General features: G+C 40.8%; 16 protein-coding genes. 7 read left to right on the plus strand and 9 right to left on the minus strand.

Going from position 1 to position 12,322, the window contains the following annotated elements; genetic code table 11:
• Positions 1-3 precede the first annotated feature (3 nt).
• Genes RIC88_RS17760 through rimO form a run of 4 tightly spaced genes read right to left on the minus strand, consistent with a single transcriptional unit; the run spans position 4 to position 1,974 of the window.
• A complete protein-coding gene (locus tag RIC88_RS17760) occupies positions 4-168 on the minus strand; it encodes a PIN domain-containing protein (RefSeq protein ID WP_350218910.1) in 165 nt (54 codons plus the stop codon).
• On the minus strand, positions 158-403 hold the full coding sequence (locus RIC88_RS17765) for a PIN domain-containing protein (protein ID WP_350218911.1): 246 nt from the start codon (positions 401-403) through the stop codon (positions 158-160). The genes RIC88_RS17760 and RIC88_RS17765 overlap by 11 nt, the downstream gene beginning before the upstream one ends.
• A complete protein-coding gene (locus tag RIC88_RS17770) occupies positions 400-642 on the minus strand; it encodes a hypothetical protein (protein ID WP_350218912.1) in 243 nt (80 codons plus the stop codon). Before RIC88_RS17770 ends, RIC88_RS17765 begins: the two co-directional genes overlap by 4 nt.
• Before the next feature lie 18 nt (positions 643-660).
• The gene (rimO, locus tag RIC88_RS17775; protein ID WP_350218913.1) at positions 661-1,974 is read right to left on the minus strand and encodes a 30S ribosomal protein S12 methylthiotransferase RimO; all 1,314 of its coding nucleotides are present in this window, start codon (positions 1,972-1,974) and stop codon (positions 661-663) included.
• 119 nt (positions 1,975-2,093) lie between these two features.
• Between rimO and RIC88_RS17780 the strand changes: the two genes are divergently transcribed.
• A complete protein-coding gene (locus RIC88_RS17780; protein WP_350218914.1) occupies positions 2,094-2,534 on the plus strand; it encodes a hypothetical protein in 441 nt (146 codons plus the stop codon).
• Complete coding sequence (locus tag RIC88_RS17785; protein ID WP_350218915.1) at positions 2,515-3,174, plus strand: DUF6048 family protein; 660 nt, start codon at positions 2,515-2,517, stop codon at positions 3,172-3,174. The genes RIC88_RS17780 and RIC88_RS17785 overlap by 20 nt, the downstream gene beginning before the upstream one ends.
• Here RIC88_RS17785 and RIC88_RS17790 read toward each other — a convergent pair.
• Complete coding sequence (locus tag RIC88_RS17790) at positions 3,171-3,461, minus strand: DciA family protein (RefSeq protein WP_350218916.1); 291 nt, start codon at positions 3,459-3,461, stop codon at positions 3,171-3,173. The genes RIC88_RS17785 and RIC88_RS17790 overlap by 4 nt on opposite strands.
• A 70-nt stretch (positions 3,462-3,531) precedes the next feature.
• Positions 3,532-4,614 (minus strand): DNA replication/repair protein RecF, encoded by a 1,083-nt coding sequence (recF, locus tag RIC88_RS17795; RefSeq protein WP_350218917.1) that lies wholly within the window; start codon positions 4,612-4,614, stop codon positions 3,532-3,534.
• 238 nt (positions 4,615-4,852) lie between these two features.
• Here recF and pdhA point away from each other — a divergent pair, with 238 nt between their 5' ends.
• The 4 genes from pdhA to RIC88_RS17815 all read left to right on the plus strand — a co-directional run bounded on the left by pdhA (position 4,853) and on the right by RIC88_RS17815 (position 8,483).
• Positions 4,853-5,869, plus strand: a complete 1,017-nt coding sequence (gene pdhA, locus RIC88_RS17800; protein ID WP_350218918.1) for a pyruvate dehydrogenase (acetyl-transferring) E1 component subunit alpha — start codon at positions 4,853-4,855, stop codon at positions 5,867-5,869.
• Between the two features lie 126 nt (positions 5,870-5,995).
• The gene (locus RIC88_RS17805; RefSeq protein WP_350218919.1) at positions 5,996-6,691 is read left to right on the plus strand and encodes a tetratricopeptide repeat protein; all 696 of its coding nucleotides are present in this window, start codon (positions 5,996-5,998) and stop codon (positions 6,689-6,691) included.
• A 95-nt stretch (positions 6,692-6,786) separates the two neighbouring features.
• On the plus strand, positions 6,787-7,269 hold the full coding sequence (gene ribH, locus RIC88_RS17810) for a 6,7-dimethyl-8-ribityllumazine synthase (protein WP_350218920.1): 483 nt from the start codon (positions 6,787-6,789) through the stop codon (positions 7,267-7,269).
• 5 nt (positions 7,270-7,274) lie between these two features.
• Entirely contained in the window at positions 7,275-8,483 is a 1,209-nt protein-coding gene (locus tag RIC88_RS17815) for an erythromycin esterase family protein (RefSeq protein ID WP_350218921.1), read from the plus strand.
• Here RIC88_RS17815 and RIC88_RS17820 read toward each other — a convergent pair.
• The 3 genes from RIC88_RS17820 to gpmI all read right to left on the minus strand — a co-directional run bounded on the left by RIC88_RS17820 (position 8,464) and on the right by gpmI (position 11,808).
• Complete coding sequence (locus RIC88_RS17820; RefSeq protein WP_350218922.1) at positions 8,464-9,714, minus strand: M1 family aminopeptidase; 1,251 nt, start codon at positions 9,712-9,714, stop codon at positions 8,464-8,466. The genes RIC88_RS17815 and RIC88_RS17820 overlap by 20 nt on opposite strands.
• Before the next feature lies 1 nt (position 9,715).
• Entirely contained in the window at positions 9,716-10,231 is a 516-nt protein-coding gene (locus RIC88_RS17825; RefSeq protein WP_350218923.1) for a hypothetical protein, read from the minus strand.
• Between the two features lie 74 nt (positions 10,232-10,305).
• Positions 10,306-11,808 (minus strand): 2,3-bisphosphoglycerate-independent phosphoglycerate mutase, encoded by a 1,503-nt coding sequence (gene gpmI / locus RIC88_RS17830; RefSeq protein ID WP_350218924.1) that lies wholly within the window; start codon positions 11,806-11,808, stop codon positions 10,306-10,308.
• A gap of 103 nt (positions 11,809-11,911) precedes the next feature.
• Between gpmI and RIC88_RS17835 the strand changes: the two genes are divergently transcribed.
• Positions 11,912-12,286, plus strand: a complete 375-nt coding sequence (locus RIC88_RS17835; protein ID WP_350218925.1) for a DUF4783 domain-containing protein — start codon at positions 11,912-11,914, stop codon at positions 12,284-12,286.
• The last annotated feature ends 36 nt before the right edge of the window (positions 12,287-12,322 follow it).

A 12,322-nucleotide genomic window follows, 5' to 3' on the forward strand; every position in this document is an offset into this window, starting at 1 on the left:
TTCTTATTGAAGGTCTTTAACCCAATTTTCAGTTTTTAGGTTTTCCAGTCGCGTAAATTCGCCTACATTTTCCGTGACCATAATCATTTCATTAGCCAAAGCTGTGGCACCAATCAGTAAATCAAAGTCGCTGATTAAAGTTCCCTTCTTCCTTAAGTCAGACTTCACTTTTCCATAGATAGGCATCATAAATGGGTAAGACAGGAATTTGAGAGGTGAAGTCTGAAATTATTTGAAGATGTTTTTTGGGCTTAGAACTGTTTTCAGGTCCATAGACCAACTCGGCAAGGGTAATTTCTGAAATTGCACAATTTCTGACTCCTTGATCAATGATTTTTTGATCGATTTGAAACTTACCACGAAACAGGTAAATACAAATATTGGTGTCGAGCGGATACTTCATTCGAAATTCAATTCCGAAGAGCGATCAATTCTGGAGTTTCGAATTTCCTTGATTTGTTCCTCAGCAGAAAGCGAATCTTCCCATGATCCATATATATCTGATATTGAAGGGACGCTTTTCTTTGAGCCAGAAATAGATTTCTTCCTATCGATTAACCTGGTTTTGGATGAATCGTCCAGCTTATTCAAGAAAGTAAAGTATTTCTTTAATGTCTTATCGCTAACGTTTAATGCTCCCATACAATTAAATATACGAAATTATTTAACAGGTTCGCCGTACAGATCAAAGGCTGTAGCGTCGGTAATTTTTATCCGGGCAAAATCTCCAATTCGCAAGTATGAGTGGTCGGCCGGGATAATCACTTCATTATCAACTTCAGGGGAATCATACTCGGTTCGTCCGATGAATGTCCCGCTCTCCATCCGGTCGATCAGAACTTTATATTCTTTCCCGATTTTTCCCTCATTGATGCTCGTGGAAATTTCTTCCTGCAAATCCATTACGGCATTTGCGCGCGCTTGTTTGGTTTCATCCGGCACATCATCTTCAAAATTGTATGAATGGGTGTTTTCCTCATGTGAGTAGGTGAATATCCCCAGTCTTTCGAAACGATTTTTCTCCACAAAGTCCAACATCTCTTCAAAATCCTGCTGCGTTTCCCCCGGATGACCAGCAATCAAAGTTGTACGAATTGCAATATCCGGAACCTTGCTTCTCATCTTATCCAACAAAGCTTCGGTCTTTTCTCTGGTCGTTCCTCTACGCATCATTTTTAGCATGTTGGTGGATGCATGCTGTAAAGGAATATCCAGGTAGTTGCAGATATTTGATCGCTTGGCCATTACATCCAACACATCTTCAGGGAAACCTGTTGGGAATGCATAGTGAAGACGGATCCAATCTAGCCCTTCCACATCAGCTAATCGATCCATTAGCTCAGCTAAGTTTCTCTTTTTGTATAGATCTAACCCGTAATAAGTAGAGTCTTGTGCTATGAGTAAAATTTCTTTGGTTCCCTGTCTTACCAATGATTCTGCTTCTGCTACTACTTGTTCCATTGGTTTGGAAACATGCTTGCCACGCATCAACGGAATCGCACAAAAACTACAGGGGCGGTCACATCCTTCTGCAATTTTTAAATATGCGTAATGGTTGCTGGTAGTCAGGATTCGCTCACCAAGCAATTCCTTTTTATAGTCTGCCTTGAATTTTTTCAGAAGCGCAGGAAGGTCTCCTGTCCCAAACCAGGCATCTACATCCGGTATTTCTTCTTTGAGTTCGTCTTTGTAGCGCTGGGATAGACAGCCGGAAACGTACACTTTCTCAACCAGCCCCTCCTGTTTCGCATCTACATATCTCAGAATTGTATCAATGGATTCCTGTTTGGCATTGTCAATGAAACCGCATGTGTTTACCACCACCACATTCGCATCATCTTTGGTTGACTCATGTGTGGCATCAATGTTGTTTCCCCTCAGCTGTGTCAACATCACTTCAGAATCCACCAGGTTTTTGGAGCACCCGAGTGTGACGATGTTGACTTTTGTTTTCTTTAACCCCTTCGTTTTCATGACATTAATAAAGCTCTACGATCTTTTTTTAGTTCAATTTAGCTTGGCATGTGCAAAGCTAATGGAAATCTGAGGGTTACGTTCTGTTAGAAACCTTTAACGTTTAATTTTGCCAGCCTGTGAAAAAACTTGGAATCATACTTTTTGCTCTTGTAGTCCTCTCATGTCAGGACATTGAAGATTGCCGTACCGATGATAATCTGGATGTGATGATTGTTCGCTTTTATGATATAGAAACGAAGCAATCTAAAAAAGTGGGATTTACGATAGGCTCAGGTAATTATATTTATGGAGAGGGATTCTTCTCCGAAGACTCTACAGCAGTGGCACTTCCTCTTAGTCCCTCGGATGACGCAACGTCATTCTTTTTTCTCACAGATACCTCAAGTCATGAACTGGAGATGAGTCACGAGGTAGAGTTTTCGATTTTCGATCCCAAGTGTGACCCTTCCATTACATTTATTAATCTGGATACAATTCGATACACCTTTGATTCACTATCCATTCCAGGGACAGTTACGAACATACAACTAGACACCAATGTTAAAATCTATTTTTAGTCTGTCAGCATTGGTTTTTAGCCTAATTGCTTTTGGTCAGGAAACAGCTCCTCAAAAGAAGAAGGAACCTGTGGATTTTAGGCCATATGAGCTGAAAATGGGAGTGAACTCAATACGCAGTGGACGAACCTTTTTCGGTTCGGATCTCACCTCCCATGAAGTAGAAGCAGCTGTTGCTTTTCATCGCTACAATCTAGTGCTTGATTATGGGGTTGAGGAGCATCAGCGAGGAGAGACCTTTGATTATCAAAACAAAGGGAGCTACTACCGGGTAGGTTTCGACAGAAATTTCTCTAAGGAAAAAGAAAGTGGCAATGTGCTATCTCTAGGTCTGAGGTATGCAAGAGCTAATTTCGAAGATCAAATAACCTACATAGCTGATCAGGGTTTCGGTGAGCAGACCTATTTTTTTGAAAATGAGAATCTATCTGCCAGGTGGCTGGAGGTTGCTTTTGGCTTAAGAGGCAAGGTTGTTTCCAATCTCTACATGGGGTTCACTATGCGGTGGCAGTTTTCCAGAAAGATCGATGGAGAAGGCGAACTGAAGACCTATGACATCCCCGGCTTTGGAAAAACCCGCAGACAAAACTCAACGGCCTTTGATTATTATTTAATGTGGAGGGTGCCGTTTAAGGATTAAAGAAACCTAACATCCTCCACCTCACCTTTTCCGATTTCCTTTTCAATTAACTCAATGATCTGAGTTTTGGAATTTTGCATTTCGCTTTTGAGTGGAGCGGAAGAGAGCTTCACAAAGAGCGTTTTTTGATTGAAGAACATTTTGGTGGTTCGGGAGGCGATGGTCTTGCCCATTATCCGTTCCCAGTCCGTAATGACTTGCTTTTGCTTGTAAGTATGCTCCAGGTTTTCCTCTTTAAGAAATCCCTGAAAGGCATTACGGAAACTTTTGATTGGGTCTTCTTTCATGGAATCAGTGGTAGGACGAGTGTCTTGGGTTCGAAGGTAGCATGAAAATAAGTCCTTAGGAATTAATTATTTAACTCGTCCTACCCCTATTGGGTAGTTCAATAAAATTCACCTCTTTCTCCTTCCTGAATAATTCCTTGCTTCGATCTTTCCTCGCATCCGTAATAAAGATCTGTTGAAACCGATCGTGATCAAGCAAGAGAGAAACCAGTAGCTCGATTCTGGAGTCATCCAGTTTGTCAAAAATATCATCGAGGAGGAGGAGTGGCTTTTTAGCTGTTTTTTCTTTCAAGAAATCATAAAGAGCTAGTTTCAGTGCAATGATGAACGTCTTTTGTTGGCCCTGAGAGCCAAACTTTTTGATCAATTCTCCATCCAGTAAAAACTCAAAGTCATCTTTATGGCTACCCATCAGGGTACGCTGCATGATTTGATCCTTTTGGGAATTAGCCTTGAATCGATCCCCAAAACCTTCTATGACATGTGTTTTGAAATTCAATCCCGGAACTTCCCCTCCTTCATGTAGCTCGGAATAGTTTTTTTGTAGGAATGGGAGAAATACCTCTTTCATTTCCTGTCGCTTATTGGAGATGTCAATTGCCAGTGGAATCAGCTGGTCATCGTAGGTTTCAAGCAGCTTTTTATTGAGACTTCTTCCGTCCTCGATTTTAAGCAGACTGTTTCGTTGTTTCAGTACTTTGTTGTACTTGAGAAGTGATTTGAGGTATTCTCCGTCAAATTGAGAAAGTGCACCATCAAAAAACTTTCGCCTTTCCTCACTCCCTTCCTTGATCATGGAAGTGTCATCAGGAAGCACAATAACAAGTGGTACTTTTCCTATTACATCACTTAGCCGCTCTGGTTCTTGGCCATCTATTTTAAGCGTTTTCACTTTCCCTTTTTCAAACTGAATAGCTATTGTCAATTCTTCATAAGTGCCAAAAAGTGTAAATGCTCGTTCATCATGGGTGATGGCGAGTCGGTCCTGAGACCCAACAGCACTCTTTGTAAATGATAAATAGTAAATGGCGTCTAGCAAATTGGTTTTGCCAACTCCATTTTTTCCAAGGACACAATTGATCCTTTCCCCAAACTCAAACGAAGATTCGGGGTGGTTTTTGAAAGTTGTAAGTTTTAAATTCTTAAGGATCATTTATCAAATCAAACTCCCCTCCTGGGAGGGGTTGGGGTGGGTTGCTCGTGAACACAAAGTATTCAAAAATGACTGTTTTAAGATTAACCCACCTCTTTCTCCTCCAGGGAGGAGACTAAACGAGTCATTTTTGATTACAGGGATATCTTGAGCATCTACAGGCAATTCTTTTCAACTCACCCTGTTTTACGCTAATTTCGCTATCCGTTTAGCAAAGTAAAACAAACAATTGGGTCCTATGGCGGCTAAAAAGACAACAAAAAAATCAGGTGAGTTTTCTAAGGAGCAGTATATGGAGTGGTTTCGCTCAATGCAGCTAATGAGGAGGTTTGAGGAGAAAGCCGGTCAGCTCTATGGTCAGCAGAAAATTCGCGGATTTTGTCACCTTTATATCGGGCAGGAGGCGTGTGCTTCCGGTGCTGTGTCAGCCTTGGAAAAAGATGACAAGTGGATCACAGCATATAGAGATCACGGTCATCCGCTGGCATTGGGAACTGATCCCGGAAGAGTGATGGCTGAACTTTACGGTAAGTCTACTGGTGTTTCCAAGGGCAAGGGCGGATCTATGCACATGTTTGATAAAGAAGTGAATTTCATGGGAGGTCATGGAATTGTGGGGGCTCAGATTCCTTTAGGAGCAGGAATTGGATTTGCGGAGCAATATAAAGGGACAAAAAGCTTATGCATTTGCTACATGGGAGATGGCGCTGTTCGTCAGGGAGCTTTGCATGAGGCTTTCAACATGGCTATGACCATGAAAATGCCTGTCATTTTCGTTGTGGAAAACAATGGCTATGCGATGGGAACTTCTGTGAAAAGAACTTCCAATGTTACAGAGCTTTATACATTGGCTGAAGCATATGATATGCCATCTGAGCCGGTTGATGCGATGAAGGTAGAGGACGTTCATAACTCGGTGGCTAAAGCCGCAGCACGAGCACGAAAAGGTGATGGTCCTACTTTCCTGGAATTCCGAACCTACAGATTTAAGGGTCACTCCATGTCCGATCCGGCAAAATACAGAACCAAAGAAGAGTTGGAGGAATACAAAAATCAGGATCCGATTGAGCAGGTGAAGCAAACAATCATCAAGAACAAATGGGCCACTGAAGATGAGTTGAAGGAAATCGACAAAGAAATTAAGGAACAGGTTCAGAAAGCAGTTGATTTTGCAGAAGAATCACCATGGCCGGAAGCCTCTGAAGCGTATACAGACAATTATGTGGAGAATGACTACCCATTTGTAAACACATAATTGACTGAGAGCCTTATACATCTGAACAAAAAATATATCTTTGCGTCCGCATTTTTTATCGGCTATTACAATTGATGTCAATTTTGAGTTGGAATGCGACAGAAAAAATTAAGATTTTAGAATAAAATGGCAAAAGGAAAAAAGCAAGATGATGGTATTGAGATCCTTGAAGATCCAAATGCAATCGTTGAAAAAGCCAATGAATTTTTTAGCAGCAAACGAAACAAAGCAATGGTCTTTGGTATCGGTGGGGTCATCGCCCTACTTGTCGTAGGTTTTGCTGGATATAATTACTACATCACAAATCAGAATCAAACTGCACAGGAAGAGCTTTTTCAGGCACAATTCTATTTTGATGCTGACAGCTTAGGGCTTGCGCTGAATGGAGATGGAAACAGTTACGGGTTCTTGGAAATCATTGAGGAGTTCCCTGGAACCAAAGCAGCAAATCTATCCAGGTTCTATGCCGGAGCTTCATTCCTAAAGCAAGGAGATTTTGATGGAGCAGTTCGCCAGTTGGAAGAATTTAGCAGTGATGATTACTTGTTGCAGGGAAGGGCTTACTCATTGATTGGTGACGCATATATGGAAATGGATGATTTTTCAAATGCAATCTCTTATTACAAGCAAGCCGTTGGTTACAAGGAGAATAAATCATTCACTCCGATTTATTTGAAAAAGTTGGCGATTGCCCAGGAGCAAAATGGAAGTCTAGCAGCAGCAGCAGGAACGTACGGAGTGATTGTTTCTGACTATCCAAACTCTGAACAAATTCACGATGCAAAAAAGCAGAAGGCAAGGCTAGAAGCATTAGCTCAATAAAATATTTAAGTCATGCTGAACTTGTTTCAGCATCTTCACAAAAGGAAGTTATCCTTCGACATGCTCAGGATGACTTCCTTTTTTAATTTTACACCATGTCATCAGCAGATAAAAACCTCAGCGACGTTAAAATCAGTTCATCCATAGACGTCAGCAAGTTCAAATTTGGAATTGTAGTAGCCGAGTGGAATGAGCAAGTGACTGAATCACTTTACTCGGGAGCCTATCAGACGCTAACCAATGCAGGCGCAAACCGTGATAATATTGAGCGGATGAATGTCCCCGGCACTTTTGAACTGAGCCTTGGAGGTCAGTGGATGGCAGAGCGCAAGGATATTGACGCAGTGATTTGTCTGGGTTGTGTGATTCAGGGAGAGACTCGTCACTTCGATTTTATCTGCGATGCGGTGGCTAATGGAATCACGAACGTTTCTTTGAAATACAATAAACCGGTGATTTTTGGGGTTCTCACTCCAGATACGATGAAACAAGCACTAGATAGAGCCGGAGGCAAACATGGCAATAAAGGTGATGAAGCAGCTGCTACCGCAATTAAGATGTTGGGAGTGAAGTTATAATAGGTATGAAATACCTAATCTATTCGTTCTTTTTACTTTCCTCATTATTTATTCAATCACAGGACTTTTCAAAACTTCCAGTCCACTCCATTGACGATAAGACCGATTTTTCTTTTTTAAAACCAGTTCTTGAGGATAAAAAGGTTGTCCTTCTCGGAGAGATGACACATGGAGATGGAGCCACATTTGCATTAAAAACCGAAATAGTAAAATATCTCCATGAGGAATTAGGTTTCAATGTCATAGCTCTTGAAGATGGAATGTATTCCTTTATTAAGTGGAGGGAGAAAATGGAGAGCGGGCAAGCTGAATTTGAAGATATTTTTAAATCAATGCCTTATCAATGGAGCGGTGCAGCAGAGATGAAAGAGTTGTTCGCCTACTTGAAGGTAAATCCTGATTTGGTTTTCACAGGTTTTGATAGCTATGATAATTTTCTTTATCGCAACGAATTTCTCAAAGAAGTTGACTCCCTGGCGAAGCATTTGAATGTTATCAAATACCAAGGCTTTGAAGAAGATTTTAATTTTCTCATGGAGAACAGAGCATCAAAAATACCCCCTAAGAGAAAGAGGAAGGGCTTCTATGATTTTATCAACAAGCTGTCAAATGGAGTAAACATTAATTGTAAGGGTTGCAGGTGTAGGTTCTGGGTTAGAATATTAGATGGGTTGCTGACTCAAAGTCAAGCCTGGTGGGATAGGTCGGACGATAATATCAAAAACTGGTGGATTCAGAACCCCAGAGACAGTACAATGGCATCAAATATTTTGTGGTTACTAGAAGATAAGTATTCTGATGAAAAAATCATCGTATGGGCAGCAAACTTTCATGTGGCAAAAAACCTGGAAGGATCAGTGAAGCCACATAAATATTTTCAAAATGAGGGAGTAAAAACTACCGGCGATTATTTGAGCGAAAGGATCGGGAAAAAAATGTATACCGTCGGAACTATCTCCTATACTGGGTCATACAGTATTCCTTATGAATGGCACATACAAACAATCAAGGAAAAGTCTAGGAAAACATTGGAGCACTTCATGGCTCAAAAACACCAAAAATGCTTCGTAGATTTTTCAAATTATACAGATTTCAGCTCATTCAAAATGTCAGGTGTAAGCCACTATCTGGAGCTCAAAGGGGATTGGGCGAATGTTTATGATGGTGTTTTATTTATTAAAGAAATGACTCCTGCTACTTATCCGGATCGGTAGATCCATAGACCCACTTTATAAAAAAACTATCCAAACTTTTGCTTGAAGCTTTTTCCATCGCTTTTTGGAAAACAGATGTAGTAACAGACTTTCCAAAGTTTTCCTGAGAATAGTGTTTCAAGCCTTTCCAGAAGGCCTCATCACCAATTTCTTCTCGTAATAGATGTAGTACAAATGCACCCTTGAAATAGACAATATTTCTATCATCTCGACTTGGGTTTGACCAATCATCGAAAACCAACGGCTTATCAACACCTCTATCTTTTACTTTTTTATAAACCTGAAAATATGAATCAATGTCTGATTTATATTTTTCTTTCCCAAATCGTTCTTCATTATATGCGGCAGAGAGGTATGTGGCGAACGCTTCATTTAACCAAAAGTGATTCCAGTTTTGACAAGTAATCTGATTCCCCCACCATTGATGTGCTAGCTCATGAGTTATAAGGTTGGTTTCGGTAGAGTCGCTGAGCACGTGATCTCCATAAGAGCTTTTTATCATCGCAAAACCAGCCATTTCTTGATAATGATCGCCAGCAAGAATTTGTGAATAGCTGTCTTGATAATAAGGAACACCTGACTTTTCCTCTAAAAATGCCAGAATGCGAGGCGTTTCTCTGAATATTTTTGCAAGCTGTTTTTCAGAGTATTGATTTGAATAATATGTCAAAGTTGTGCCATCAGATACTTCCGAAAATTTATCGAATGAACCTACTGCAAATCCATACGTGTAAGCAGGGGCTTCATAAGAATTACTTGTAATTAGATTCAATGTGTCAGCAGCTGCTATCTCCAGCGTTAACTGAGCCCTGTCGGATGGATCCATATTGCAAACCATCCATTGATCTGTGGAGAAAACAGTATAGGCCAGGTCTTCTTTAAAAATCAAGCCTCTTTTTGGTGAACCTGAATATTCGATACTTACCTGTAAACGACCGCTTGACTGGTTAGAAAATTCAATGATCAATTGACTGTTTTCTTGTCGAAAGGATTTAACATGATCACCTCTTACACTCGAAACCTCAAGATTTCCACAATCAAAATAGACCTGTGTTTCTTCGGAGGATATTCTAAAATCAATTGTGACATTCCCTTCAATTGAACGATTGACAAGATCGAGAATAATTTTAGCATTGTATTCTTGAACATCTGGATAACCTTTTTCACTTTGACCAAAAGCCAGAAGAACCTGAAGAAGCAGAGTTGTTAAATGAAGTTGTTTGAGGATCAAGTTACTGGACGTTAACATTTATCCCAAACCTCACCGTATCCTTAAGCATCATTTTCTGATAGCCATCAATGCTTAAAGAGTTGAGTATTCCTTTTTCAAAATTCATTTCAATATCCCGATGATGGACATAGACATCTTTGTCTTCGTGAAATGTGGCAAGAATAGAATGGTACTCTCCTTCAGTATAGGTGTACTTTACCTGTTTTAAAGCCCCCCTTTCATCAGGACCTAGCGTCAGTATCTGATAATTATCTTCAGTTGACTTTTCAAAAGCACCCACATACTCAGGTTGATTTGGATTGATTTCTTTTAGAAAGGATAGTTCTTTAGCCCAGTTGGCAGAGTCCATTGTCATCTCCTGAACTTCACTCTGTCCTTCAAGCCACACTACTTTTTTAATTTTGGTCTGTCCCAGGATTTCCACCTGCTGAGTCATCAGCTCCTCAAAATCCGGATACTCCGGAATTGATACTGATTCAGGCTTCAGTTTTTGACATCCCAGTAGAATGAGTATCAACAAACACCCCTGTAGTCCCGTAACGACGAACCGCCTCAAGGGGACATTCTTCAAATTGAATAATTTCCTCATCTTCAAATCAAAATATCTCCGGTCATTTCTTCAGGAGCATCTAGTCCCATAAACTTCAAAATGGTTGGGGCTAAATCTCCCAGCTTTCCGCTCTGTAGGTCACCTTTAAAGTCTTTATCAACCACAATGAGGGGTACAAGGTTCGTAGTGTGCGCTGTATTTGGAGTTCCATCGGGATTCAGCATCATATCAGAATTGCCATGGTCAGCGATAATGATCGAAAGGTAGTCGTTCTCAAGAGCTGTTTTTACAACTGCTTCAGTACATTTATCGACCGTTTCGCAGGCCTGAACGGCTGCTTCAAAAACACCTGTATGCCCGACCATATCAGGATTCGCAAAATTTAAACACACAAAATCGGCTGATTTTGCCTTTAGCTCAGGAATAATTTTGTCCCGTATATCGTGTGCACTCATTTCCGGTTGCAAGTCATAGGTAGCTACTTGCGGTGAAGGACAAAGAATGCGTTTCTCTCCTCTGAATGGATCTTCCCTACCTCCGGAAAAAAAGAACGTAACATGAGGGTACTTTTCCGTTTCAGCAATTCGAATCTGCTTCTTTTGCTTTTTTTCAAGTACTTCGCCAAGTGTCATCTCCAGGTTATCCTTTCCATACATCACATTAACGCGCTCAAAAGAGTCGTCATAATTAGTCATGGTGACATAGTGGAGGTTGAGTTTCTGCATATCATACTCAGGGAAATCCTGCTGAGTAAGGGCTTGTGTGATTTGCCTTCCACGATCGGTTCGAAAATTAAAGCAAAGGACCACATCACCCTCTTGAACTTTGGAGTCTGCACAAATGATTGGTTTAATAAACTCATCAGTCACACCCTCCAGATACGATTCTTCAACGGCTCTTAATGGATCTTGTACTCGCTTTCCTTCCCCCTTCACCAAAGCATCGTACGCCAGCTTCACCCGCTCCCATCTATTGTCCCTGTCCATAGCATAATATCTACCTGTTATAGTTGCCAAGGTTCCTGTGGTGCCGGCCATATGGCGTTGCAGATGACGGAGATAATCCACTCCTCCCTTTGGGTCAGTATCTCGGCCATCCGTAAAAGCATGAACAAAAACATTGTCAAAATCCTGCTCATGAAATGTGCTAAGCAATCCTTTCAGATGGTCTATGTGAGAATGCACTCCTCCGTCAGAGACAAGTCCTATAAGGTGAATGGGTTTATCATTTTCCTTTGCATAGGTCACTGCTTCCGTTAAAGTTTTATTTTGTGCAATTGACCCATCATTCACTGCATTACCGATTTTAACCAAATCCTGGTAAACCACTCTTCCGGCTCCTATATTCATATGACCCACTTCTGAGTTACCCATTTGCCCATCTGGCAGACCAACAGCAAGACCCGACGCTTCCAACGTGCTGTGAGGATATTCTTTAAACATGCGATCCATGAATGGGGTATCTGCCTTATCAATTGCGGAGACAGATTTATCTTTCGCAATGCCCCAGCCGTCAAGGATTAGCAGAATGACTTTCTTATTCATACGGCAAATATAGAGGGGTCATTTTTTGAATGTCGTTCATCGAATGAATAAATTGGGCATGGTTTTTACTACATTGTGTACAAACATTTTGAATTAAAGCCAGATGAAGTTTTTGATTTTGATATTCTCCCTGATGCTGAGCCCTGCTCAGGATGAGACTGTAAAGGACATTGGCACTGCCATGAAAGCCGGTAGTTCAAAGGAGTTGATAAAATTTTGCAATCAAACAATAGAAATCAAGATAAACGGAGAAAGCTCCAATTACAGCAAAACACAAGCTGAGGTTATTCTTCGCGATTTTTTCTCGAAAAACGCACCTAAAAGCTTCACGTATATTCACCAGGGCTCTTCTCCGGAAGGATTGAAATACACGATTGGAAGATATACACATAATGATGGTGCATACAGGGTCGTTATGTTTATTAAGAAGATAGGCGACAAATACCTGATTGATACTTTGAATTTCAGTCAAGAGTAGCTTATTTCGCCGTTCTCGCCTGTTCTAATTAAAATT

Origin of the sequence: Ekhidna sp., assembly GCF_040220215.1 — a bacterium.
Classification (GTDB): domain Bacteria; phylum Bacteroidota; class Bacteroidia; order Cytophagales; family Cyclobacteriaceae; genus Ekhidna.